Source organism: Gulosibacter sp., assembly GCF_052090685.1.
Classification (GTDB): Bacteria; Actinomycetota; Actinomycetes; order Actinomycetales; family Microbacteriaceae; genus Gulosibacter.
Window position 1 is genome coordinate 305,182 of record NZ_JBQDBE010000001.1, and the last position, 23,937, is coordinate 329,118.

At 60.1% G+C, this 23,937-nt stretch carries 19 protein-coding genes; 12 read left to right on the plus strand and 7 right to left on the minus strand.

Annotated features, from left to right (window positions below; translation table 11 throughout):
• Positions 1 to 98: 98 nt before the first annotated feature.
• Positions 99 to 1,514 carry a hypothetical protein gene (locus ACTHXA_RS01475; RefSeq protein ID WP_441668602.1) on the minus strand — a complete coding sequence of 472 codons (1,416 nt, stop codon included), beginning with the start codon at positions 1,512 to 1,514 and terminating at the stop codon, positions 99 to 101.
• Between the two features lie 257 nt (positions 1,515 to 1,771).
• On the opposite strand from ACTHXA_RS01475, the gene ACTHXA_RS01480 reads away from it, so the two are divergent.
• Positions 1,772 to 2,068, plus strand: a complete 297-nt coding sequence (locus ACTHXA_RS01480) for an antibiotic biosynthesis monooxygenase family protein (protein WP_441668604.1) — start codon at positions 1,772 to 1,774, stop codon at positions 2,066 to 2,068.
• Positions 2,069 to 2,101: 33 nt separating this feature from the next.
• On the opposite strand, the gene ACTHXA_RS01485 is transcribed toward ACTHXA_RS01480, so the two are convergent.
• Positions 2,102 to 2,968 carry a hypothetical protein gene (locus tag ACTHXA_RS01485; RefSeq protein ID WP_441668606.1) on the minus strand — a complete coding sequence of 289 codons (867 nt, stop codon included), beginning with the start codon at positions 2,966 to 2,968 and terminating at the stop codon, positions 2,102 to 2,104.
• Positions 2,969 to 3,056: 88 nt separating this feature from the next.
• Complete coding sequence (def, locus tag ACTHXA_RS01490; RefSeq protein WP_441668608.1) at positions 3,057 to 3,629, minus strand: peptide deformylase; 573 nt, start codon at positions 3,627 to 3,629, stop codon at positions 3,057 to 3,059.
• A gap of 53 nt (positions 3,630 to 3,682) precedes the next feature.
• Between def and ACTHXA_RS01495 the strand changes: the two genes are divergently transcribed.
• The 3 genes from ACTHXA_RS01495 (at position 3,683) to ACTHXA_RS01505 (ending at position 8,861) form a co-directional block, all read left to right on the plus strand.
• Complete coding sequence (locus ACTHXA_RS01495) at positions 3,683 to 4,693, plus strand: DMT family transporter (protein ID WP_441668610.1); 1,011 nt, start codon at positions 3,683 to 3,685, stop codon at positions 4,691 to 4,693.
• Between the two features lie 186 nt (positions 4,694 to 4,879).
• The gene (locus ACTHXA_RS01500) at positions 4,880 to 6,145 is read left to right on the plus strand and encodes a glycosyltransferase (RefSeq protein ID WP_441668612.1); all 1,266 of its coding nucleotides are present in this window, start codon (positions 4,880 to 4,882) and stop codon (positions 6,143 to 6,145) included.
• Positions 6,146 to 6,260: 115 nt separating this feature from the next.
• The gene (locus ACTHXA_RS01505; RefSeq protein WP_441668614.1) at positions 6,261 to 8,861 is read left to right on the plus strand and encodes a fibronectin type III domain-containing protein; all 2,601 of its coding nucleotides are present in this window, start codon (positions 6,261 to 6,263) and stop codon (positions 8,859 to 8,861) included.
• Between the two features lie 104 nt (positions 8,862 to 8,965).
• Here the strand turns inward: ACTHXA_RS01505 and ACTHXA_RS01510 are convergent, their stop codons facing one another.
• A complete protein-coding gene (locus ACTHXA_RS01510) occupies positions 8,966 to 9,304 on the minus strand; it encodes a thiamine-binding protein (protein WP_441668616.1) in 339 nt (112 codons plus the stop codon).
• 67 nt (positions 9,305 to 9,371) lie between these two features.
• On the opposite strand from ACTHXA_RS01510, the gene proB reads away from it, so the two are divergent.
• Together proB and ACTHXA_RS01520 are read left to right on the plus strand one after the other, a co-directional pair.
• Positions 9,372 to 10,547, plus strand: a complete 1,176-nt coding sequence (gene proB, locus ACTHXA_RS01515) for a glutamate 5-kinase (protein ID WP_441668618.1) — start codon at positions 9,372 to 9,374, stop codon at positions 10,545 to 10,547.
• 27 nt (positions 10,548 to 10,574) lie between these two features.
• On the plus strand, positions 10,575 to 11,876 hold the full coding sequence (locus ACTHXA_RS01520) for a glutamate-5-semialdehyde dehydrogenase (RefSeq protein ID WP_441668620.1): 1,302 nt from the start codon (positions 10,575 to 10,577) through the stop codon (positions 11,874 to 11,876).
• A gap of 29 nt (positions 11,877 to 11,905) precedes the next feature.
• On the opposite strand, the gene ACTHXA_RS01525 is transcribed toward ACTHXA_RS01520, so the two are convergent.
• Positions 11,906 to 12,490 (minus strand): TetR/AcrR family transcriptional regulator, encoded by a 585-nt coding sequence (locus tag ACTHXA_RS01525; RefSeq protein WP_441668622.1) that lies wholly within the window; start codon positions 12,488 to 12,490, stop codon positions 11,906 to 11,908.
• 106 nt (positions 12,491 to 12,596) lie between these two features.
• On the opposite strand from ACTHXA_RS01525, the gene ACTHXA_RS01530 reads away from it, so the two are divergent.
• The 3 genes from ACTHXA_RS01530 (at position 12,597) to ACTHXA_RS01540 (ending at position 18,848) form a co-directional block, all read left to right on the plus strand.
• Positions 12,597 to 15,104: an MMPL family transporter gene (locus ACTHXA_RS01530; RefSeq protein ID WP_441668624.1), complete on the plus strand. Its 2,508-nt coding sequence runs from the start codon at positions 12,597 to 12,599 to the stop codon at positions 15,102 to 15,104.
• 86 nt (positions 15,105 to 15,190) lie between these two features.
• Positions 15,191 to 15,703: an HtaA domain-containing protein gene (locus tag ACTHXA_RS01535; protein WP_441668626.1), complete on the plus strand. Its 513-nt coding sequence runs from the start codon at positions 15,191 to 15,193 to the stop codon at positions 15,701 to 15,703.
• A gap of 115 nt (positions 15,704 to 15,818) precedes the next feature.
• On the plus strand, positions 15,819 to 18,848 hold the full coding sequence (locus tag ACTHXA_RS01540; protein ID WP_441668628.1) for a cytochrome P450: 3,030 nt from the start codon (positions 15,819 to 15,821) through the stop codon (positions 18,846 to 18,848).
• On the opposite strand, the gene ACTHXA_RS01545 is transcribed toward ACTHXA_RS01540, so the two are convergent.
• Positions 18,823 to 20,037 (minus strand): MFS transporter, encoded by a 1,215-nt coding sequence (locus tag ACTHXA_RS01545; protein WP_441668630.1) that lies wholly within the window; start codon positions 20,035 to 20,037, stop codon positions 18,823 to 18,825. The two genes, ACTHXA_RS01540 and ACTHXA_RS01545, sit on opposite strands and share 26 nt — an antisense overlap.
• Positions 20,038 to 20,176: 139 nt before the next feature.
• Here ACTHXA_RS01545 and ACTHXA_RS01550 point away from each other — a divergent pair, with 139 nt between their 5' ends.
• Positions 20,177 to 20,692 carry a DUF6328 family protein gene (locus ACTHXA_RS01550; protein ID WP_441668632.1) on the plus strand — a complete coding sequence of 172 codons (516 nt, stop codon included), beginning with the start codon at positions 20,177 to 20,179 and terminating at the stop codon, positions 20,690 to 20,692.
• A gap of 21 nt (positions 20,693 to 20,713) precedes the next feature.
• Here ACTHXA_RS01550 and ACTHXA_RS01555 read toward each other — a convergent pair whose 3' ends face one another.
• Complete coding sequence (locus tag ACTHXA_RS01555; protein WP_441668634.1) at positions 20,714 to 21,562, minus strand: siderophore-interacting protein; 849 nt, start codon at positions 21,560 to 21,562, stop codon at positions 20,714 to 20,716.
• Between the two features lie 265 nt (positions 21,563 to 21,827).
• Here ACTHXA_RS01555 and ACTHXA_RS01560 point away from each other — a divergent pair, with 265 nt between their 5' ends.
• Both ACTHXA_RS01560 and ACTHXA_RS01565 read left to right on the plus strand, forming a co-directional pair.
• A complete protein-coding gene (locus tag ACTHXA_RS01560) occupies positions 21,828 to 22,922 on the plus strand; it encodes a Zn-dependent alcohol dehydrogenase (RefSeq protein WP_441668660.1) in 1,095 nt (364 codons plus the stop codon).
• 574 nt (positions 22,923 to 23,496) lie between these two features.
• Positions 23,497 to 23,859 (plus strand): LptM family lipoprotein, encoded by a 363-nt coding sequence (locus ACTHXA_RS01565; RefSeq protein ID WP_441668636.1) that lies wholly within the window; start codon positions 23,497 to 23,499, stop codon positions 23,857 to 23,859.
• The last annotated feature ends 78 nt before the right edge of the window (positions 23,860 to 23,937 follow it).

Consider the following 23,937-nt stretch of genomic DNA (forward strand, 5'->3'; position numbering starts at 1 on the left):
GCGCCTTTCGCCGGAGCCGAGTGAAAAGACCAAGGGCAAGGTTAGCCCAGTGGCAGCGTCCTGTGGCGTGGGCATTCTCGAAGACCGTGCTAGCCGACCTATGGTTCTAGCGCCGCTTCCAATTCCTCCCAAGCGGCAGAGTCAAGCAGTCCGATCACCGCATCCAAGCCATCGCACTCGAGCAGGACGATGCTGCGCGGCGCATCTGTGTGCGCAATGGTCCTGAGGAGGTCACTGAGACTCGCTTCCGGGATGCGATTGGCAGCCGAGTAGACGGTGTGGACCTCCGGCTTGCCGTCGGAGACATATCGGAGCGTCCATTCATTGGGCGATTCGGCCGGATCGACAAAGGCGCTTTCATAGCGACTCGCATTGCCACTGAGGGCGACTACTGCGTCGATCACCTCCACGAAGGGCGGCTCAAACTGCCCGATGAGCGAGGTTGATTGCGCGCGACCGGTATGACGGAGTACTTCGACAACGATTTGCCGATCAGTCATTTCTCGATCGTGGACGATCCGCTCGATAATTGCCGTGGCCGAATCCTCGTCGGGGATGGCGGTATCGGGCACAATCGATCGCAGCAGCGCGGTCACCGCGTCAAACCGAGAACGTGCCGAGGGCGTCTCATTAATCACTCGTTGTTCACGATCACTCAGTGCCCTCAGTGCGGTGCGAGACACCGATACGTCTGCTCTTGTGATGGCAAGCAACGCAGCTTGCGCATTCCTCCCCACACTCGCTTCGAGTGCGTGCACGAAGGCGGCGGCATCCGTGGTTGGTGTTTCCCAAAAAGAATCGGAACGAGCAAGTTCAATAAGTCGATTCGCAACGCCCACCGAGCGCACTCGAGCGATGAGATTGCAAGTGGCGATCCAGCGGGTGGGCGCGAATCCGGGCCGAGACTCCTCAATCGGTGCCTCGTCAAGTGGAATGTCAACACCCCACTGCGCGAGTACCGTTCGCTGAATCTCGGGGCGGTTTGGCGTCGCTACGGTTGCGGTTTCCAAAGCTCGGTCTGCGAAACTCTCGCCAAGAGTTGCACTTGAGCTGCCCGCGGTGCGCTCGATTGCGACTCGCCGCAGCGGCAAATAGAGTTCCCCCTGATCGTCAAGTTCAAAACGGTGTGCCGCCGCGAGCAGGGTAAACGGTAGGTCCGCCTCTTCATCGAGATACCGCCGCAGACCTCCCAGAATCCGCTCGCCAAATACTTCCGCGACCGGACTTTGCGGTCCGAGTGCGGCATCGAACCGGCCGATTTCATCGGGATAGGGTTCCGAGCGCGCCGCCGCCATTGACTCGAGGGCGCGTGTATCGGCAAAGGCTTCTGCCAGAATCACTGCGATTGCGGCCAACTGGTCTCGATGCTCACCGGTGCGGATGCCGAGCCAGCGGCGGACCGCGTATCGATGCGCGGCATCCTGCCCACTGGAAATAATCGTGATGCCTGCAGATTCAGGGTCGAGCGCGACGGTGGGATTATCGAGCAGCTCACGCCACAGTGCACGACTCATACGTGACCTCAGACTTGCTCAACGGAATCTCCAAATGCGAATGAAATGAATAACGACTCGCGCACTGCGAACGATGACACATCCGATTAACTGCAGGTAAACATCCATGCAAATTCTTCGCGTCGATAGTGAATCCGAAGAGGAATTGTCTGCGGCCGGGTCAGGCCTTTAAGCCCTGCCCAATTTTGAATCGATACGATCAGCAAGACGAGTGGTTTGTTTGACTATTCGTAATCTCACCAAAGGAGCAAGACAGCATGTCGGTCGTAGTTATTAACGCAATCTCGGTTCCCGAAGGACAGGGTCAGGAACTCGAATCTCGATTTGCAGCGCGCAAGCACGCTGTCGATAGCTCGCCGGGATTTGAGGGATTTCAGCTCCTTCGCCCCACGGCCGGTGAAGATCGCTATTTCGTGGTGACCACCTGGGCCACTCGCGAAGATTTCGAGAATTGGCGTGAGAACGGAGCAGCTGCGGCCCACGGTGCCTCCTCGGATAAGAAGCCGGTAGCCACGGGGGCAGAGCTTCTCGAATTTGAGGTCGTTGACCTCTAGCCGGTGTCGGGGGATTTCGGGGGTCTCGTGTGGTTACAGCGGGAGGAAGCTGACGACGAGACCACCGAGGAATCCAATAATGAGCGCCGCGGAAATCGACGCCACCGTGACGCGCACTCGCGCGCGACCGTGGTCTGTGATCAGAAACCGTGGTGCCAACCATTCAAAGAAGAAGAACACGAGTGCGCCGATAATGAGGCCGAGGCCCAGGTAATACGCAATCGTGCTTTGCACGAATGTCGGCAGCCAGTTCGCCGTTATTGGCACAAGCACCGTGAGTAGTACCAGCGTCACAATCAGCCGCAGCGCGATTCCAGTTGGACCGGAAAGCCAGCGCCATCCCGGTTGCGAGACGCGCATTCGCTTCTCAAGGGCGCTAAAGGTGCGATTGCGCCAATCGCGGTCTGAGGATGTGACCTCGAGCGAGCAGCCAGTGTTCTCATCAAACTCGATGCGGATGCGCTTGGATGCGTCGAGTCTTCCGCGAAGGTTGATGCTGATGGGCAATGCGGCCGATTCGCGCAGCAGCGTGGTCACTTCTTCGGCAGTACCGCTGAGCCCAAGCTCAGTGTCTTTAGACTCCCGCGCCTGTACTTGCACTTTGGCCTCGGGGCCATCGAGTTCCCACCGCAGACGTGCCCAGTTCTTGGTGTCTTCGCGGTACAACTCATTCGAGTAGCGACGGCTTTCATCGAGGTCATCTCCCGCCAAGGGGTACTGTGCCAGTTCTTCGGCAAGCCGTTCCTCATGAATCGTTCGCGCCGAATCCCAGTCCTGCTGCATCCACAGCTCCGCCTCAGTGGCGAGGTCCTCGAAGTGTTCGTAGCTGCCGCGCCAAGTAAGACCGCGCGCACTCAGGGTGCGTACGGTCGTTAGGTTCGGTGGGCTCTGCTCGGTCACGCATCAACATTCGCACAAAACAGTGGTCCGGTCATATCCGGCGCGCGACTGATTCCAACAAGAGTGTGTTCCATCAGCGGCGCGACGGTCATCCCTCGAGGTTGTCGATACCCGGTGTCCACGACTGCCCCGGCTGTACCCAGCCACGCTTGCGCATCACCTTGAAGGCCTGCTTCCACAGGGGCAGCTTGAGCCGGTCAACATAGATCACTCCGTCGAGATGGTCATATTCGTGCTGCAGGATGCGCGCGAACCACCCGGAGGCTTCAAGCGTGTAGGGCTTGCCGTCAAGATCGCGTGCACGCAGGAGCGCGTATTCGGCGCGACGCAGCGGGAATCGCTCGCCAGGCACCGACAGGCAACCCTCTTCCTCATCCTCAGTCAGTTCCTCGAGCGATTCGGGAGGTGCCGGGGAGATCCATAACTGCGGATCGATTGCAACGCCGCGAAGTACCTCGCCGCTCTCGTCTTCCCAGGAATAGGTGAATAAGCGCTTGTTCACGCCGACTTGAGGTCCGGCCAAGCCGACTCCCGGAGCGAGGTCCATCGTCTCGTACATGTCGGCGACAAGCGTGCGGATGTCCTCGGTGATCTCACCAACGGGTTCGGCGGGCTTGTGCAGGACGGTTTCGCCATAGATTCGAATCGGCAGAATTGTCATGGAGCAAGGGTACCGACAGGGCACCCAATGATTGTGCTCGTAGACTCCGGTTTGTGGATTTCCAGTCGCTTATTGTTCTCGCCGCCCCACTTGAGACGGGCCTTACGCCCTTTCAGATGATTGGTATCCCTATTGCCATCGCCGGTGCGGTGCTGATGTCGCTCTCCGCGATGCTCCAGCACCGCGGGGTTTCGAAAGTGGATGAACAAAGCGGCTCCAAAGGTGCCGACGGCTTGGGCATCCAGCAATTTCTGCAACTCTTGCGCCGGCCAAGCTGGTTGTTTGGGACGCTGCTTATCGGCGTGGCAATACTGCTGCAGCTCGGCGCATTACTCTTTGCGCCACTGGTGGTTGTGCAGCCCCTGGGTGTGGTGTCGCTCATTGTCACCACGTTCATTGCAGCCAAGCAGACAAAAATTCCACTTCGACGCGGAAAGATCATTGCCGTGCTCACGAGCGTGGTGGGAATCGCCGGGTTTGTGACCGTTGCCTCCACCGTCGCTACCGATTCACCCGTCACCGAGCGGGAAGTGTTTACCGTGCTCATTATCGCGGGGGTGGACGTGCTGCTTACCGGTGCGGCCTTCCTCGCGCTTCGTCACACAAAGTTTCGGAATCTGTTTTATATCGTTGCCGGCGGTGCACTCTACGGATTCGTGGCGACATTCGCCAAAGTCATCCTCGCTCGACTTCGCACCGAAGGGTTCGACAGTTTGGTGCTGCTGTGCCTGGTTGGCTTGCTCTTGACACTGGTGGTCGGCGGTTATTTCGTGCAAACCGCATACGCATCCGGCAGCACGGAGATGGTGATTGCCGGGCTCACGGTGGTTGATCCGATCGTGGCAGTCACGATCGGAATCGCAGTGCTCGGTGAGGTTGCGGGAGCAACGCTGCTGACCTATGTGCTCTTCGTCGTGTTTGGCGCGATCGCCGTAGCCGGCGTTTTTTTGCTGGAGATCAATCAGTCGGAGGCCGAAATTCGTGCGGCCCGGAGGCGTGCGCTCGGGGTTGCGACGGGAGCACTCACGGTGCCACCAGAAGAGTCTTCTGGAAAACCCGAATGATTTCACAACAATGGTCGTGGCAAACTCGATACTTCAGTCGCAGGGCGTGATGACGACAAATTCGCGGGATGGCAATTAGGCTGATGCGAACGTCGGAGCAGTGCGTCAGCGTCTCCGACAACGATCCACACCGAGGAAACTGAGATTTTGCCTGACCTACCGCAATCAAACTCAAAAGACGGTCCCATGCGGATCCTGATCGCGGGCGATACCTTTCCGCCGAATGTCAACGGGGCGGCGAAGTTCACTGTCAACTTGGCGGCCGAGATGGCAGCGCGAGGCCACGACGTGCATGTCGTGGTTCCAGCCGCATCCCGACGTCACGGGACGTGGCGGGAACAATACGACGGTCAATCAATTCAGGTACATCGGCTTCCCTCGGACCGCTGGTGGCCCCACGACTGGCTACGCTACGTGAAACCGTGGCGGGCCCGTACGCACATGCGTCGCGTACTTGATGAGGTGAAGCCCGATGTCATTCACTACCAGTCCGCCGTCGTGCTGGGCCGCGCTGCCGTTCGCGAGGGCGCTCCACGAGGCATCCGAATCATTGGTACGAACCACCTGATGCTCGAGAACATCCTCGAGCACACGCTGCTGCCGCAGCCACTGCAAAAGGTTGGCTCCAAGATTTGGTGGGCCGATGCGCACAAAACCTTTGACGCAACGGCAGCACTCACCACGCCAACTCGACGGGCTGCGGATTTCCTTGAGCGCAATGGCAATCTCGATCGCGTACTCGCCATCTCCTGTGGGTTGCGTGCAAGCGACTACTCCCCGAAGTTTGGCGCGAAGAAGCCCCCGCGAATCGTGTTTGTGGGCCGCATCACCGGTGAGAAGCAGATCGACGTACTTATTCGTGCGTTCGCGAAACTCAACCCGAAGCTCGGTGCAAAGCTGGAGATCGTCGGTGGGGGAGACCAGAAAAACGCCCTCGAGAAGCTCAGTCGTGAATTAGGCGTGGCTGCGGACACCACCTTCCACGGCTACGTCACCGATGAGGAACTGCGGCAGATCTACTCGGACGCGAGCGTGTTTGCGATCGCCTCCATCGCCGAACTGCAGTCGATCGCAACGATGGAAGCCATGGCGTCTGGGCTTCCGGTTGTTGCAGCCAACGCCATGGCGCTACCGCACCTCGTCCACCACGGCGAGAACGGGTATCTCTTCCGCGCCGGGGATGTCGCCGACCTTCAACTCGCACTTGAACGAGTTTTGGAGATGTCGCAAGAAGAACGCGATCGGATGGGACGCAATGGTTTGCGGATGGTCCAGGATCACGATATTGACTCGACAATGAACCTATTCGAGCGTCTCTACCGGGGAGAATCCACTGCGGATGTCGGTCTTGATTCATGGAACGAGCAGGACGACTCTCTCGATAATGTTGTCGAGGCAGTGACGGGTTCGATTCCAACGGTGAACCGAGGCGCCAAAGACAACGACCGTTAACCTGCGGGTAACCGGAGGACCTGCATTTTGTTATCTGTTTGCGATGAAGTCTGCGCGTTGCGTGTGGTGTACACCAACCAATCTGACATTTTTACTCGTGAACTGAGGATGACTAATGCAACTCTCTGCCCGAACTCGGCGCGGAAGTGTGGCACTCATTGCTGCACTCGGCCTCGCCGGGACACTTATTGCGGCGCCCACACAGGCGCAGGCCGCAATCGGTGACGAATATCTCAACGGCGCTTCGGCCTGGAACGTCTGGACCGCAGGAACCGATCCCGTCAGCGACGGAAACACGCTCGACTGGACTCTCCCAGAATTTGATGACAGCGCCTGGACACCCGGCGCAACCGGCACCATGGGACACGAACCCAGCGGCGGTGCACCGGCGATTGAAACACCGTTTGAACTCAACCACCCGGGCACCAGCGACTCGATCGAGACTTTCTTCCTCCGTACCACAGTAGATATCCCAGCTGAAGACCTTGAGGCTGCAACCGGATTCGACGTGAAGACGCGAGTCGATGACGGGATTGCGGTCTACGTCAACGGTGTCGAGGGCTTCCGCACGTACACGCTCGACGGCCAGGATCTTGCTGCGAACAACATCCAGTACAGCAACGGTCAGACCGGCGACTACGAGCAGACCAACTTCACGCTCGACCCAGCGCTGTTCGTAGCTGGTGAGAACACCATCGCGATCTCGCTCCACAACCGTTCGGCTGGCAGCTCCGACATCTTCTTCGAAATGCAGAGCCTCGTGTCGAGCGACTACGTACCGCCGGCTCCGCCGACGATCACCGAGCTCGGTCTCAACGTTGGCTCGGATGAATCCTCGGTCAACCTTAACTGGATGACCAGCCATGACGGTGCCGAACAGGTGCAGTTTGCACCGGCATCCGCGGGTGCAGAATTCCCTGCGGACCAGACCACCGTGGTTGAAGCAACCCACACCGACGACGCGTACAACGACCTGCGTGCCGGGGTTGCGACGGTCACCGGCCTCGAAGCGAACAGCGACTACATCTACCGCGTGGGTAGCGAAGAAGCTGGCTGGTCAGATGTCTACGAATACTCCACCGAAACCTTCGGCGACGAGTTCAACTTCACCTACTTCGGTGACGCCCAGATCGGTTCCTCCGGTGATGTTGAGCGTGACACGGCTGGCTGGAACAACGCGGTCAGCGCATCCAACACGCTCTTCCCCAACACCTCGTTCATGATCTCCCTGGGTGACCAGGTGGAGACCGCGGGTAACTACAACGAGTACCAGGGCTTCTTCAGCCCGAACGGAGTCCGTGAGGTGCCATTTGGTGTGAATGTGGGTAACCACGACACCAACAGCGTTGCCTACGATCAGCACTTCAACATGCCGAACGTCGCAGACCGCAACCACTGGTACAAGCACAACAACGTTCTCGTCCTCTCGCTCGATTCGAACCAAAACAACGCTTCGGACATCGCAGACCACAAGGCATTCATTGAAACCACGATTGCCGAGCAGCGCGATGACTCGATCGACTGGACGATCGTCACCTGGCACCACTCGGTATACAGCCAGGCAAATCACTGGGATGACGCCAACGTTGAGCGCCTTCGCGAAGGCCTGACCCCGGTCATGTCGGAACAGGGCGTGGACGCAGTGCTCGCCGGACACGACCACATCCACACTCGTTCATACCTCATGAATGGTGACACCCCGGTCGTGCCCGAGGCACAGCCGGCAACCGGCGACGTGCTCGCTCCTGCCGAGAATGAGGTCCTCTACCTGACGGCCAACTCCTCGAGCGGCTCAAAGTTCTACGCCTTCCACGACCCCGCCGGTGAAGGTGAGCAGTACTGGACCGCAAAGTGGAACCAGGACAACAACCCTGACTTCACCAACGTCCAGGTCAGCCCCACCGAGCTGACTTTTACCACCTATAACGTCAACGGTCTCCAAGTTGTCGACAAGGTGACGCTCACCCAAGAAGCTGACGAGACCCCGGGTCCGACTGAGACACCAGGTCCGACCGACACTCCTGAGCCCACCGACACCCCGGAACCCACTGAGACGCCTGGGCCAACCGACACGACCGAACCCACCGAGACCGGTACTCCGGTCCCGACCGGCACCGACGAGCCAGAACCCACCGAAACCGATGGTGAGCAGCAGCCAGCTGCATCGGTGGTGCTCGACCCCGAGACCGTCAACCAGGCTGACTCGGCCGCTGGCATCAAGTACACCGGCTCGAACTTTGGCGAGGGCACCGTTCGCATCGAGTTGATCGAGCCCAACGGTGAAGTTGCCGTCATCGAAGAGGCCGGCGAGGTTATCGACGGCGCATTCAACGGCACGATTATCTACGGCCCAGAGGGCGAAGAAACTGGCGAGCCCATGCCCGCCGGTACGCACACCGTGCGCTTCATCCAGGAGACCGCCGACGGTGAGCAGATCCTCGTTGTCGCCACCTTCGAAGTGATCGCTGACGGCTCCGGCCCCATCTCAACCCCGACTCCGACGGAAACGGACCCCGCTGGCGGTTCCGATGACGACGGTGGTCAGGACGACAATGGCGGTAAGGGCGACAACGGCAACGACTACGGCAACAATGACCACGAAGGTGGCCTGGCACAGACCGGTGCCGACCACCTCGTGATCATCCTCGCAATTGCAGCACTCATCACCCTCGCAGGTGCCGGCGTGCTCGTGATGCGTCGTCGGGCTTCGCTCTAAACCTCACGTAGGTAGCAACAACCCAACGAGAACGAAGGCGGGATGCATCCGGAACTACTCCGGGTGCATCCCGCCTTCGCGTCGCTCAGACAGTGCGCGGGGCGTCAGGATTCTTCCGCGCGACGTTGAAGCTCGGCTTCGACACGTTCGACCTTGCCCTGGATCTCTCCGGTGTGTCCCGGGCGAATATCTGCCTTGAGCACGAGCGACACGCGCGAACCATAGCGGCCGATCTCATCCGTCGCAGCTTTCAACACCGCCATTACCTCCTCCCAATCACCCTCAATCGTGGTGAACATCGCGTCGGTCTGATTCGGCAGGCCCGAAGCACGCACCACTTCGAGCGCTGCGGCAACGGCGCGATGGTAGGAGCCGGGTTCATCGGCAAGCACGGAGTCATCGGACGGGGGACCGGAAGGGGCAATTGAGAATGCTGCAATCATGCTCAATAGTGTGGCGGCTGAAGATGCAACTTCGCATGAAGACACGAGTCCACGGCAGAATAGACGCATGACACCAGCGATCCGCGACAGATCACAGCTTCCTGATGCCCACCGTGTGGTGGTAAAGATCGGCTCCTCGTCGTTGACGCGAACGGATGGTCGCCTGAACGTCCCGGCCCTTCGAAAGCTCGTGGATGTGCTCGCGGAAGAGGTCTCTCGCGGCAAGCAAATCGTTCTAGTTACGTCCGGTTCAATCGCAGCGGGATTCATGCCGCTCGGTCTCGATAAGCGGCCAACCGATGTGAGTACCTCGCAGGCGGCCGCAGCCGTCGGTCAATCTGCGCTGATGTCCACCTACACCGACGCCTTCGGCGCCTATGACATACAGGTCGGTCAGATTCTTATGACCGCCGGGGACACCGTTCGCCGCTCGCGCTATCGTCACGCGCTGCAGGTCTTCGAGCGACTTCTCGAGCTCGGTGCCGTGCCAATCGTGAACGAAAACGACGCACTGGCAACAAGTGAGCTGCGCTTCGGTGATAATGATCGGCTTGCTGCCTTGGTCGCGCAGCTCATTGGCGCGGACGCACTCGTGTTGCTCACGGATGTCAATGGCCTCTATGACGCGCCGCCTTCGCATCCGGGGGCCAAGCGCATCGCCGTGGTCGAGCACATGACGGATGTGGCCGGGGTGGAAGTGACCGGACGTGGTTCTTCCTTTGGCACCGGTGGCATGATCACGAAACTGCAGTCTGCGGAGATGGCGACAGTCACCGGCATCCCGGTTATGCTCACCCGCGCTCAGGATGTTGCGGCCGCGTTGGCGGGCGAGGATGTTGGCACCTGGTTCCGTGCCACCGATGAGCGGCGAACGCGAAGAAAGGTGTGGCTCGAGCACGCCGCCCAGATGACCGGTCGACTGGTGATTGATCAGGGTGCCGTGCGTGCACTTCGCGACCGTGGCGCATCTCTGCTCGCCGCTGGTATTCGAGAGATCCGCGGTGACTTTGCCACCGGTGACCCCGTCGAGATCGTTTCGGAGGAGGGTGAGCTGATTGCCCACGGACTCACCGCCTATGACTCAATTGAACTCCCACGCATGCTCGGTCGCTCGACCGCTGAAATGGTTGAGGATCTGGGTGAGGACTACGGGCGATCGATCGTGCACCGTGACGATCTCATCCTGGTGCGCAATACCGTGACGGATGTGGTGACCGGCAGTGGCCTGCCCGTCGCTGATTAGTCAGTGCGTGGCCGCTAGACTCGGGGCATGACGAACACGACTACGCCCGATGCTGCCCTCGATGCTTCGACCGAATCAGAAGTACGCGATATCGCGAAGCGTGCCAAGGTGGCTGCCCGATCACTGCAGAATGCGACGAGCACCACGAAAAACGCGCTGCTCGAAGCAATCGCCAGCGCGCTGATCGACAACGCTGCGGAAATCGTCACGGCGAATGCGGAAGATATGGCACGTGGTCGTGAACGCGGCCTCACCGAGGGCTTGCTCGATCGACTCGAGCTGACCGTGCCACGGATCGACGGGATAGCTGCGGCACTCCACGAAGTGGCAACATTGCCCGACCCCGTCGGCGAAATCGTACGGGGTTCAACACTGGCGAATGGTCTGAAACTGAAGCAGATCCGTGTGCCCATGGGCGTCGTTGGCATGATTTACGAGGCGCGACCGAATGTGACCGTCGATGCGGCCGCGCTTGCCCTGAAATCGGGGAATGCGGTGATTCTCCGCGGTGGTTCTGCCGCACTGGAATCGAATCGCAAACTCGTGCAGATCATCGGCGACACGCTCGAGGCCCAGGGCCTGCCTCGCGATCTGGTGCAGACGGTAGACGACTATGGTCGCGCGGGTGGCGTTGCGCTGATGCGAGCTCGCGGGCTCGTGGATGTGTTGGTGCCGCGCGGTGGCGCAGCCTTGATTCAGACGGTGGTCACCGAATCGCAGGTGCCGGTTATTGAAACCGGTGTGGGTAACGTCCATATCTTCGTGGATGCCAGTGCCGACCTCGAAAAGGCGCTGCCGATCGTAATGAACGCGAAGACGCAGCGTGTCGGGGTATGCAATGCCGCCGAAACGTTGCTCGTGCACGAAGATGTCGCTGAGGAATTCATCCCACGCGCTTACGCCGCGCTGACCGAGAGTGGTGTGAATCTGCACGCCGATGACGCGACTCGCAACCTTGTTCCCGGCGGTGCTGCTATTGCGGCTGCCACCGACACGGACTGGGAAACCGAGTACCTCTCGATGGATCTGGCGATCAAGGTGGTGGCCTCGATCGACGAAGCCATTGAACACATCCGCACCTATACTTCGGGCCACACCGAAGCGATCCTCACCGAGTCGCTTGCCTCGAGTGAACAGTTTGTTGACGAGATCGATGCGGCCGCGATTATGGTCAACGCGTCGACGCGTTTCACGGACGGCGGCATGTTCGGCCTCGGCGCAGAACTCGGTATCTCGACGCAAAAGCTGCACGCTCGTGGGCCGATGGGAATCACCGAGCTCACCACGACCAAGTGGATCGTCAACGGCCAGGGGCAGGTTCGCCACTAGGCGATTGCGCTGCACCTATTGCGCTGCGCCTATTGCCCTGCGCGTTGCACCTTGAGCGTAAACCTGGTGAGGGTTGCCACGACTTCGGCATCGGTGTCCTGCCAGGAGAGCGTTCGCAGGATGATCGCGCCAATGAGCAGGTCTGATAGGAGAGCCACCGGGGCATCTGCGGCGAGTTGACCATCGCGCTGCGCGATTTCTAAGCGATTTTGGAGAGCGCCCTCACCACTCAGTGCCTGGTGGAGTCGCTCACCAAAGACCTCATTCGAGGTCGCCGCGGACATGAGCGAGCGCAACAGCGCCGCCCCCTCGGTCGAGGATGCGGCCTGCGCGATAAGCATCAACCATTCCCTGACGTCCTTTTCCACGTCGCCAGTGTTGCTTGGGGACATTCTCTTGTCCCACAGGAGTCCCTCGAGGAGGCAGTCGGTTAGCAACTCTGGTTTGCCAGACCACCAGCGGTAAATGGTCTGCTTGCCGACGCCCGCTTCATCCGCAACACCCTGGATGGTGAAACCGTCATAGCCGTGCGCGGAGAACTGGCGCGCGGTCGCTTCTAGGATCGCTCGCCGCGCGTGCTCGCTGCGGACCGGCCCACTTCTGTGTCGACTCATCCACTCATGCTATCCGGATTTTGACTTGACGAGACGTCGCGTATCATCAATGAGTATTTCCGCGACGGATTACTCTTCAGCCGTCGCACTCACTCGAAGGGATCGCATGGCTCAGCTCCTGTATCGACTCGGACGCTTCACCGCACGACACGCGTGGCAGACTCTGGTCGCGTGGCTGGTCCTGCTCGCGCTGGCAGTCACAGGATTCTTGACGCTCGGTGGCACGCTGAACTCCGCGGTAACCATTCCTGGAACTGCCACCGCAAAAGTGACCGATCAACTTGCCGAAGATTTCCCGGATGCTAGCGGCGGCACCGCATCGGTCGTATTCCACACCACCGATGGCGAAGCCTTCACTGCCGAACAGCGGGACGAGATCGCGGCAGTGCTTGCCGAGGTGAGTGAACGCGAGGGGGTGATCGATGCCGTTAACCCCTTCGAAACGGAATCGACCATTGCCGATTCGGCGCAGGAGCTTGAAGACGGCCAGGTCCAGCTGGACGCCGGTCGTGAGGAACTCGAGGCGGGCCAAGCACAACTTGATGGCGGCTATGCGGAACTTGACGTGGGGCAGGCCGAGCTTGATGCGGCACGAGAGCAGCTGGAGCAAGCTGGATATCCCGAGGAGGCATTTGCCGAACTGGATGCGCAGCAAGCGCAGCTCGACGGTGCTCGTGAAGAACTTGACGCCGGGCAGGCCGAGCTCGATGAGGGGCTGGCCGAACTTGACGCGCAGCAGCAAGCGCTCGATGACGGGGCAGCGCTCCTTGAGCTCGCCAGTGGCGTAAAGCAGGTATCCGATAGCGGCAGCGCCGCCGTGGGGGCCGTGATGTTCACGGAGCCGATTACCGAAGTGCTCCCCGAAGTCAAAGACGATGTCGCCGCGGTGATCACCTCTGCCGGAATCGACGGCGTAGAGGTCGAACTGTCGCAAGAGCTCATGCAGGCCATCCCGAATATCTTCGGAATCGGCGAAGCCGTGGGTGTGCTCATTGCGGCAATCACCCTCTTCATCATGCTCGGGACCCTCATCGGTGCCGGCCTGCCGCTGATCAACGCACTGCTCGGCGTGGGCGTCGGGGTTGCGGGTTCGCTCGCCCTCAGCGGGGTCTTCGAGATGATGTCCATCACTCCCGTACTCGGCGTGATGCTCGGTCTCGCGGTCGGTATTGACTATTCGCTGTTCATCATCCACCGCCACCGCAGTCAACTGCGACACGGGATGAACCTCGAACACTCCATCGGTCTGGCCAACGGAACCTCCGGAAATGCGGTCGTATTCGCCGGCGCCACGGTAATTATTGCGCTCGTGGCCCTGAACGTCACCGGTATTCCGTTCCTCGGGATGATGGGTACGGTAGGCGCAATTTGTGTCGCGGTGGCCATCCTGATCGCGATCACGCTCACTCCAGCACTGTTGAGCATGGTTGGGATGCGCATCCTGCCTCGCAAGGTGCGCACGCAGACTGCGCAAGAAGAGCTGCCGCGGGTTGACGTCAAGCCGATGGGTACGGGTCGTGCCATTCTCTCGGTGGTCATCGGTGTTGCGCTTCTCGCCGTGATCGCCATCCCGGCGCTGGACATGCGCCTCGGTCTTCCCGACGGCTCGAGCGAACCGCAGGATTCCACTCAGTACCAGGCCTTCAAGATCACCGAGGAAGAATTTGGTGCCGGAGTAAACGGGTCGCTGTTGGTGGTTGCCGACTATCCGGAGGTGATTGCTGACGAGAATGCGATCGCAGAGCAGGTTGAGCTGGGAGAACTGCTCCTTGCACAGGAGAATGTGGCCGCTGTGGCGCCAATCGGTGTGTCCGATAGCGGCAGTGTCCTTGCCTTCCAGGTGATTCCGGTGGATGGTCCCACGGCGGAGTCCACTGAGGAACTGGTCAATACGCTTCGTGGGCTTTCGCCCGTTGGCGGCGAAATCGAGATTGGTGTCGCCGGCAGTGCGAGCGGCAATATCGACATCTCCCAAAAGCTGGCGGATGCGCTGCCCGGTTACCTGGTGCTCGTGGTCGGTCTCTCGCTCCTTATTCTGGTGTTCGTATTCCGCTCCATCCTGGTGCCCATCACGGCGACGCTCGGTTTTGTGCTGTCACTCTTTGCCACTTTCGGCGCGATCACGGCGATCTTCCAGTGGGGCTGGCTGGGCTCAGTCTTTGGCGTCCATGATCCGGGTCCGGTACTGAGCTTCTTACCCATCATCGTGATCGGAATCCTGTTCGGCCTCGCGATGGACTATCAGCTATTCCTCGTGTCGGGAATGCGGGAGGCCTATGCGCACGGCTCTAATCCCAGTGTTGCGGTGCAGCAAGGATTCCGCGCCGGCCGAACCGTGGTCACTGCTGCCGCGATCATCATGATCTCGGTATTTGCGGGCTTCATTTTCTCGAACTCGGCAATGATCCGCTCGATGGGCTTTGCTCTCGCGTTCGGTGTGCTCGTGGATGCGTTCCTTGTGCGGATGCTGATCATCCCCGGGATTATGCACCTGCTCGGTGGTTCTGCCTGGTGGCTGCCGAAGTGGCTCGACCGCATCCTGCCGAATGTGGATGTGGAGGGCGCCGCCCTTGAACGGAAGTCAGAGAACGATCGCAACGTAAGCGCAGTTTAAGTTGGGAATCAGCGCAATATAAACCGTTTGCGCAGTGGAATGATTCGGAGCATCCTGGTAGCAACAAGAGTTACAAGGGAGTGCTCATGACTGCACAATCATTGTCGACCACCATCCCGGTGGTCACCCAAGCTGGAATCCGCTGGTCGGTCAAGGCTTCGTTCACGGCCTATATCGAGAAGATGCGGGACGGAAATATCACCGTCTTCGACGGAGCGATTCGTCTGGACGACGGCTCCTTCTTCTTCCCAGTGCAGAAGGAAGCTGCCGTTCAGAACTCTGGCTCTGGTACTGACGGGGGGCTTCGCTTCGCGGGGGCGGTGCAGTTCACCGGCCACGGTGGGATGCTGGCCCTCATTCTTGAGGGCCTGGAGATTACCGGGGAGGGCGACCAGAGCATCCTATCGATCGCGGATGCGTACTCACCGGAAGGCAGATTGCCATTCATGACCCTGGGGGAGCGAGAATCGACCTCGGACGGCCATGCATTCGTCTACTCGAGTCCGACCCTCACCGAAGAGGGCGCGGATCTCTACTTTGAAAACTATCGCCCCGGAACCGAATTCGACGCACTCACGCTGTCAATCGACCCGTCCTGACATTAGCGACTCCTGACACTCGACTCCCGCTGGCTATCCATCGCCACCGAACACCAATCTCAACTCCTAAAACTCGGCGCACTGACGCGCCACTTGAACGACAAGGAAGTCCGATATGACTACGACCGGCCGTCCCGCACCCGTTGCTGACTGGGTAACGATTCCCGAGCTGTACAGCGACCCATTCCCGAGCTTTGAGCGACTTCGCGCCGAGGGTGGCGTGCACTGGGTACCCGCGATCGGGCGCTACCTCATCACCTCCTACGATGCGGCGCACGACACCGAACTCGATCAAGAGACCTTCTCGGCGAACGAAGAGGGCTCGCTCATGATTCGCGCCATGGGCCACTCGATGCTGCGGAAGGACGACCCGGAGCACTACGTGGAACGACGCGCCTGGCAGCCGGTGCTTCGCCCGGGCATTGTGAAGCGCACCTGGACTCCGATTTTTGAACGTAATGCGGATAAGTACCTGCAGGAGTTCATCGACAAGGGTCCCGGCGCCGATCTGGTGTGGGACTTCGCCTCGCCATTTGTGGCAGAAAACCTCCGCGCAGTGATAGGCCTGCACAATGCCACTGCTGAAGACCTGCAGCGCTGGTCCACCACAATGATCGCCGCAACCGGCAACTACGCCGATGACCCGGTGATCTGGGCGAAGGGTGAAGCTTCCTATAACGAGGTGGATGCTGCTCTCGATGAAATGATTGCTTGGCATCGCAAGCACCCCGATGACAGCCTCATGTCCGCACTGCTGCGGCTGCCCGACTATCAAATGTCGATTGAGTCGATCCGCGCCAACGTCAAAATGACCATCGGTGGCGGACTCAATGAGCCCCGCGATGCAATTGGCGTCGCTGCCTGGGGACTGCTGCAGCAGCCAGAGCAACTCGAACTTATCCGTAGCGGACAGCAAACCTGGGACGATGCTTTCGATGAAGCCATTCGCTGGGTTGCACCGATTGGGATGTACTCACGACAAACCACTCGCGAGGTCGTGCTGCAAGGTGTGAAGCTCCCTGCCGGTGCCAAACTCGGCATCTCGCTCCTTTCCGCAAACCGTGATGAGAACCAATGGAATGACCCGGCCCGATTCGACATCACCCGCGAAAACGAGGGCACCCACCTGGCCTTTGGAAAGGGCGTCCACGTCTGCCTCGGAGCCTGGGTCGCTCGGGCCGAAGTGGCCGCCACCGCGCTGCCGAAGCTCTTCGAACGGCTACCCGACCTGCGCCTGGACCCGCAGGATCCCGCCGAAGTGGGCGGCTGGGTTTTCCGTGGCATGACGAAAATGCCGGTGCAGTGGACCGACAAGACCGGCGCAGCGTCTTCGACCGCCGCACCCAAGCGCGTCGCCATTGTCGGTTCGGGCCCCTCGGGATGCTTCACGGCACAGGCGCTGCGGCGCCAACTTCCCGACGCCGAGATCAACATCATCGACAAACTCCCGACACCCTACGGACTCGTTCGTCACGGCGTCGCTTCCGACCACCAGGGGACCAAAGAAGTCGCGCAGCAGTTCTCGCGGTTGTTTGAGAAGCAGAACGTCAACTTCATTGGCGGCATTGAGATCGGCAAGGACCTCGATCTCGCTTCGCTTCGCTCCGCATTTGATGCGGTCGTGCTCGCGAACGGTCTCCACGCAGACGTTCCGCTCGTGGTGCCAGGCGCCGAGCTCCCAGGAGTCTTCGGTGCGGGCCGTGTGACGCGACTGCTCAATGGCCACGTGCACGAATCGCGCACGATCGAGAGTCTCGGCCAGAGCGTCGCGCTCATCGGCCACGGGAACGTCGCCATGGACCTCATCCGCCTGCTCGCAAAGCAAGCGCAGGACCTCGACGGTTCCGACATCGATGACGCAGCACATGAGGCGCTCACCGATCAACTCCACACCATCCACGCGGTGGGGCGCTCTCTCCCCGCCCTCGCCAAATTTGACCCGGTGATGGTCCGGGAACTGCTTGATCTCAAGGATGTTGCCCACGTGGTTCACGGTGTCGGCGAGCAATCACTCGCAAGCGCTGAGGATGCCCGTTCCCAAGTCATCCTCGAACTCATCCGACAGCCGCGACCCGCACAGCCTCGCGTGACCGTGGAATGGTGGTTCGGCTACTCACCGGCGCAGATCTTGGGTGAGGATGCGGTGACGCAGCTTGAAATTGCGCAGTGTGACGGTCTCGAAACACAGGCGCTGGAAGTCTCCGGAGTCATCAGCGCGATCGGCTTTGCTGCCCAGGAGGGCCAGCAGCTCGCTGCGGTCTCGCCTGAGGCACGTGAATCTGGACGCATCGAACCGGGACTCTACGTTGCCGGATGGGCCAGGCGGGGTCCCCGTGGCACCATCCCCTCCCAACGCACCGACTCGCGCGAACTTGCCGAGACGATTGTTGGTGACTTGGTTGCGGCTTCGAAGAAGCCCGGTCGAAAGGCGCTCGAAGGTGCGCTGGCAAAATCGACCAGCTACGACGGTTGGTTGCTCATCGACGCTCACGAAGAGCGAAACGCTGCGGTCGGTCGTGTGCGTGCAAAGATCACAGACGAACACGAGCTGCGACTTATTGCCGGCTCGGCACTGAGTCTCCCCACCGAGCGCTCAATTGATGACGCTGCCACTGCGGCTGCTGGCGGACCTCGTACCGCGATCACCATCGCTTTCGGCACCGAATCGGGCAACTCCGAGCTGGTCGCGGAAGAACTTGCCACACATCTTGCTGATCACAACGATGTGCACGTCGTGGACATGGCGGAGATGACCGCAGCCGATCTTAGTGCGGATCGACTCTTCCTCATGGTGTGCTCGACCTACGGCGACGGCGAATTGCCAACGACTGTGCGCGAGTTCCACGGCGCACTCCTTCGGGACCGACCCGACCTCGCCGGTGTTCGATACGCCATGTTTGGTCTGGGGGACCGGAGCTATCACGAGACATACTCTCGCGGCAGCGAGATCATGGATGAAGCCTTCACTGAACTCGGGGCCACGCGAGTCGGGGACTACGGTCGACACGACGCCGGTGGTCGCGAGCTCGCACCCGCACTCGCAATCACCTGGGCAGACTCCGTGCTCGCAAGCGTTCGGGAGGGTGCGGCGAACGCTGGCGAGACCACCGAGGAGTCGGCTACGGCCGGATTCGCGCGAGTATGACCCCAACGAACACGATCACGACCGGCAACGCAGCGGCGAACAGGTAGGCACCTGCCGACCCGGCCGCTGCGGCAAGGCCACCACCGATCGCGGATCCAACCGACACACCGACTGTGAGTGACGCCTGGAGGGATGTCATCGCCGATGACATCCCTCCTTTTGGCGCGAGCCTTTCCGCGGCGGTGAATGCGGTTACCAGGGTAGGCCCAAGGAACAAACCGGTGAACAAGAGCATCACCGAAGTCATCACCAGGTTTCCCTGAACGATGGTGATCAGTGTGAATACCGCCATGCCAAGTCCACCTATCAGTACGCGTGTGGCCAGGCTCACTCTGTCGGGCACCACCACCATGAGGAGAGCCATCGCTGCCGAACCAATGCCCATGAGCGCATAGGAAAGCCCCGCAGCGTCAGGCGAACCAAACTCGGCAGCACGCTCCGTAATCGCAGCCTGACTCGACCCAAAGAACGTGCCGATGCAGCCCATGATGATCAGCGCCGGTGAGATCTTCCTCAGAGTCATGAGGATGCCCGGCCGCGTGACCGGAGCATCCTCACCCGGCTCTTCCGCAGGGGATGCGGGCATCCGTTTTGGCGAGGTCAGCGCAAACGGCAACACCGCAACGATCACCAGTGCCGCGGCAATACCGAGTGGCGCTGCAGAGACTGCGGCTGAAGCCGCAAAACCCACGAACGCCGGGCCGAGTACGAAAACAAGTTCGTCCACGGTGGACTCGTATGAAAACGCCGTACCCAGTTCTTTTGGATTCTGTGTCACCTCGCTCCAGCGAGCCCTCGTGAAGGATCCGATTGGGATTGTGGTGGCGCCGGTGAGGGCACAGATCAGAAACAGTGGGGCCTCATCGAGGCCCCATATTGCGGCAAGAAACAGCGCCAGGAGCGCAATCGCGTTAAGTGGCGCAAAGATCGAAAGCACCCGGCGCTGCCCATAGCGGTCAACCCACTGGCCAATCAGGGGAGAGAAGATTGCGGTGGCGATCGCCACGAAGCCCGTTGCTAAACCGCCGGTAGCGATTGATCCGGTTGAGTCAGTGAAGGCCACCATTGCACCGAGCGGCACCATCGCCGCTGGGATTCTCGCGAATACGGCGATGACCATTTGGGGCCAGCCAGCTATACCGGGCAGCGCCTTATAACCGGCCATTGCGCCAAAGAAAGCGGAACGCATTCACGTGCTCCTGTTTGAACGACCCGAAAGGATCCGACAGCGGATGACGGAGCAAGCGGGGGTTCGCTCGACACACGCGAGCGAACTTACTTATCCTAGCGCTCGGGACTCTTGTGGGCAGCGCTGCTAGCGTCGGTACATGTCTGGCAACGGAGTACCTGACAGCACATCGCACCGTCACCCACATGCGGAGCGTGACGAAACTGTCGCGGAACGCGCGGATCGAAACTGGAACGAAGTGCTCCAGGAATTACGCGTATTGCAGACCGGTGCGCAGATCCTCACCGGGTTCCTGCTCGCGCTCGCTTTTCAACCGGCCTTCAGCGATCTCAAGCCGGATCAGCGCGTCTTCTATTTGGGACTTGTCGTGGTCGCTGCCCTGTCAGCTATTATTGCGCTCGCTCCGGTGGCGGTCCACCGATTCCTCTTCAAGAAGCAGATGAAAGATCGAACCGTACGATTCGGCAACATCATGCTTCTTGTGTCACTTGCTGCTGTCTCAGCACTCATCGTCGGGGTTGTGGCGTTTGTGTTCGATGTGGTCGCGGGGCGCGGCGCCGCGATTGTTGCGGCGATCGTGTTCGGAGTGCTCGTGATCATCGCGTGGGCGGCGATCCCGAGCATCCTCCGAACTGTCGCGCGAAAAGGGGACTAGTCAGTCAGCGACCGTGTAGCGCTACTTCTCTTCGGGTGGGAGGATTACGCCGATTGGGGTGCGTTTTTCGGCTTGGAATTTCTCCTCGGTTCGGCCATAGGCCCAGTACCCGGAAATCGAGACCTGTTTGCGCTCGAGGTCATGGCCCTTGAAGAACACATCGCGTAGCTTCTTGATGGCCTCGCGTTCTCCGTGAGCAAATACCTGAACTCGGCCCTCTCGCCACGGGACATTCTTCACAGCGTCGACCAGCACATCCGAAGTACCCGGCTCTTCATTCTCACCGCGGTAGACCCACTGCAGATCGATGCCCGCCGGTTTGCGAATCGGCTGCTCGTCTTCCTTGCCACCGACCTCGATCAGGGCAACACCGGTGGCGTCCTCGGACATTGCTTCGAGGGAGGATGCGATGGCCGGCAATGCTGATTCGTCACCGGCGAGGAGATGCCAGTCGGCGGTTGGATCGGGAGCGTAGCCGCCACCGGGCCCTGCGAAGACCACTCGCTCGCCAGGTTCGACTGCTGCGGCCCAGGGGGCTGCGAGGCCGTCGGAATCACCGTGGATTACGAAGTCCACCGATATCCACTGTTCTTCGGCGTTGACCTCACGCACGGTGTAGGTGCGGGTGACCGGAAGATCGTCCGGTGCGAGCGACTCGCGCAATTCAGCGACGTTATACGGTGGTTCGAGGCCGAGTTCTGGTTTCGCGAAGAAAATTTTGATGTACGGATCGGTGAAGTCGTTCGCGTTGAACTTCTCGAAGTGTGGTCCGCCGATAAAGAGCCGGACCATGTGCGGGGTGAGCTGCTCTCGACGGAGGACCTCCAACACGGTTTGTGGCTTCGGGGGACGAACACGTTTCTCAGTCACTTGGCTCCTTCATTGCATGTTGCCGTTAAGGCATTTCAACCACCTTACTTAGGTTCACCTCAATTGGCATGCAATTCCACTGTGGGCTGACATTGGTGCCAGTAAGCGAACCGTTGTCACGCTGTCGCCGAATAGTTCCCGAAGTGTGCGCTGACTGGCCAAGGGTGAGCGCTCTCGAACCGGTCGAATCCTGAGGGCCCACAAAGTTTGGGCAATACGGTAGAGAGACCATCGTCACAGAGCAAGAGAAGTAGGGGTGGATGCAATGCGCGCCATGGTCGTACGTGAACTCGGCGGAGGCTGGGTTGAAGAAGATATTCAGATCGCGGAGCCAACAGGAAACGAGGTGCTCCTGGAGATTCGAGCCTCGGGTCTTTGCGGCAGCGACCACATGGAGATGTCCACCGAGGTGAACTATCCACCGCCCGCGGTGCTCGGCCACGAAATTGCCGGCGTCGTCACGCAGGTTGGCCCGAACGTCACCACCTTTGCGGTGGGGGACCACGTTGCCGGGTGCCTCGTACAGTTCTGCGGCAAGTGCGAACGGTGCCTTTCGGGGGAGGTCGGACTTTGCCGCAATCCCGAAGACACGGTGCGTGCTGAAGGCGAAACGCCACGCCTCCAGGATGCTGAGGGCGAGCCGTTGACGCAGGGAATGGCACTCGGTGGCTTCGCCCAGCAGGCACTTGTACACGAGAACATGCTCGTCAAGATTCCCGAGGAAATGCCCTTCCCACAGGCAGCTGTACTTGGCTGCGGTGTGGTCACCGGTACCGGTGCAGTACTCAATGCAGCAAAGGTGCAGCGCGGCGAATCGGTTGTCATTATTGGCGCGGGCGGGGTCGGTCTCAATGCGATTAGCGGTGCGGTATTGGCTGGCGCTGGTCAGATTATTGTGGTTGACCTCAACGACGAGACGCTTGCCACCGCGAAGAAGTTCGGCGCCACCCACGTCATTAACTCGGGAACCACTGATCCAGTTGCTGCGGTGAAGGAGCTCACCGGCGGATTCGGCGTGCAGTACGCCTTCGACATCGTCGGTATTGCCGCCACCGCACGACAGGGCTACGACATGCTTGACCGCGGCGGGACCCTCTACCAGATCGGTATGTCCGGCAACACTTTCGAATTGGCGAGCCTGCCGAACATCTTTGACCGCAAGGCGATCCAGGGCGTGTTCATGGGCTCGGGTGTACCGAAACGGGATATCGCAGCGTTGACGCAGCTGTACCTCAACGGACGGCTCAACCTCGATGACCTCGTTTCGGCAGAAATCGCACTGAGCGAAATCAACGAGGGCTACGCGAAGCTTAAGGACCCACAGGTAAACCGCGTGGTCATCACTGACTTCGCGAACTAGGCCTCTTTCCCAATCTCTCAGTACTGAAAGAGTGCCACGGGACGGGTCGACACGCGGCGACACGCCGGACAGATTCCGTCTCGTGGCACTTCTTCGGATGGGGGCGAGCCTGCCGAAGGGTTGCTCGATTGGCTGCGCCTGCACGAGCCGCCTGGATGAGCCGATTGGATGCGCCGCCTGGAGTGCAGTCTGTACGGGGTAGCCGACGGGTTGCGAATAGGGAGCCGGGGCGGGATTGATCTAGATCCCGCCTGATGAAAGTGGTGGGATCAACGGGGCTTGAACCCGTACGATTCCGCTTCCAGGCACCAGCCCGCCCGATAGGTGCCCACGAAAGAAGTCGGTCAGCGCCCTTTGGTCCGTCTACGGTTGCCATTAGCTGGCCTCATCGTCAGTGGGGGAGTCCATGGCGTGGTCTAGCGGTATCTCTTCGATCTGTTCGACGTCGGTCTTGATTTCTTCGGCTTCGTAAATGTGTGCTTCGCGTTCGGACATTTGGCGGTTGCCTCCTTTTGGGCATAAAAGAGCCACCCGGTGGGGTGGCGGTGTTGGATGGTCGAGTTACGATCAGTTCATGAAGAAGATGCTGGTCGGTGTCGTTGGAGTGCTCGCAATTTCGGTTCTAACTGGGTGTGGTTCAGCGGCCCCAGTGGAGACCACCGAAGCCACTGAACCGTCAGAATCACCGGTCGAGTTCGCGCTCACTAAGGGCGAAGAAATAGCGGCGTGTAAAACCGCCATTTTTGACGAGTTCGCGATGCCAGGCAACGAACGCTATTTAGAGAATAGTTATGACCTCGATAACCCCACCGAAACCATTGACCACGGAGATTCCCACGAATACCAGTACATGACGCCAGTGCAAACGGAAGGCACCACAGCGACCCTTGTGTGTGAAATCACCGCCGCCGGGGACACATCCGTCTGGAACGACTAGGTCGTGTCCTGTAAGTGTCATCAGAGGCGGAGCACGATGCTGGCGATGAGTAGTTCGCTGACGTAGTACGCCGCGCGT

What these genes read in the sequence shown, in the direction of transcription:
- ACTHXA_RS01540 (WP_441668628.1), top strand. Translation starts at nt 15,819, where the DNA reads ATGACTACGACCGGCCGTCCCGCACCCGTTGCTGACTGGGTAACGATT.
- ACTHXA_RS01560 (WP_441668660.1), top strand. Translation starts at nt 21,828, where the DNA reads ATGCGCGCCATGGTCGTACGTGAACTCGGCGGAGGCTGGGTTGAAGAA.
- ACTHXA_RS01510 (WP_441668616.1), bottom strand. Translation starts at nt 9,304, where the DNA reads ATGATTGCAGCATTCTCAATTGCCCCTTCCGGTCCCCCGTCCGATGAC.
- ACTHXA_RS01525 (WP_441668622.1), bottom strand. Translation starts at nt 12,490, where the DNA reads ATGAGTCGACACAGAAGTGGGCCGGTCCGCAGCGAGCACGCGCGGCGA.
- def (WP_441668608.1), bottom strand. Translation starts at nt 3,629, where the DNA reads ATGACAATTCTGCCGATTCGAATCTATGGCGAAACCGTCCTGCACAAG.
- ACTHXA_RS01565 (WP_441668636.1), top strand. Translation starts at nt 23,497, where the DNA reads ATGAAGAAGATGCTGGTCGGTGTCGTTGGAGTGCTCGCAATTTCGGTT.
- ACTHXA_RS01530 (WP_441668624.1), top strand. Translation starts at nt 12,597, where the DNA reads ATGGCTCAGCTCCTGTATCGACTCGGACGCTTCACCGCACGACACGCG.
- ACTHXA_RS01520 (WP_441668620.1), top strand. Translation starts at nt 10,575, where the DNA reads ATGACGAACACGACTACGCCCGATGCTGCCCTCGATGCTTCGACCGAA.
- ACTHXA_RS01550 (WP_441668632.1), top strand. Translation starts at nt 20,177, where the DNA reads ATGTCTGGCAACGGAGTACCTGACAGCACATCGCACCGTCACCCACAT.
- ACTHXA_RS01535 (WP_441668626.1), top strand. Translation starts at nt 15,191, where the DNA reads ATGACTGCACAATCATTGTCGACCACCATCCCGGTGGTCACCCAAGCT.
- proB (WP_441668618.1), top strand. Translation starts at nt 9,372, where the DNA reads ATGACACCAGCGATCCGCGACAGATCACAGCTTCCTGATGCCCACCGT.
- ACTHXA_RS01500 (WP_441668612.1), top strand. Translation starts at nt 4,880, where the DNA reads ATGCGGATCCTGATCGCGGGCGATACCTTTCCGCCGAATGTCAACGGG.
- ACTHXA_RS01505 (WP_441668614.1), top strand. Translation starts at nt 6,261, where the DNA reads ATGCAACTCTCTGCCCGAACTCGGCGCGGAAGTGTGGCACTCATTGCT.
- ACTHXA_RS01545 (WP_441668630.1), bottom strand. Translation starts at nt 20,037, where the DNA reads ATGCGTTCCGCTTTCTTTGGCGCAATGGCCGGTTATAAGGCGCTGCCC.
- ACTHXA_RS01475 (WP_441668602.1), bottom strand. Translation starts at nt 1,514, where the DNA reads ATGAGTCGTGCACTGTGGCGTGAGCTGCTCGATAATCCCACCGTCGCG.
- ACTHXA_RS01480 (WP_441668604.1), top strand. Translation starts at nt 1,772, where the DNA reads ATGTCGGTCGTAGTTATTAACGCAATCTCGGTTCCCGAAGGACAGGGT.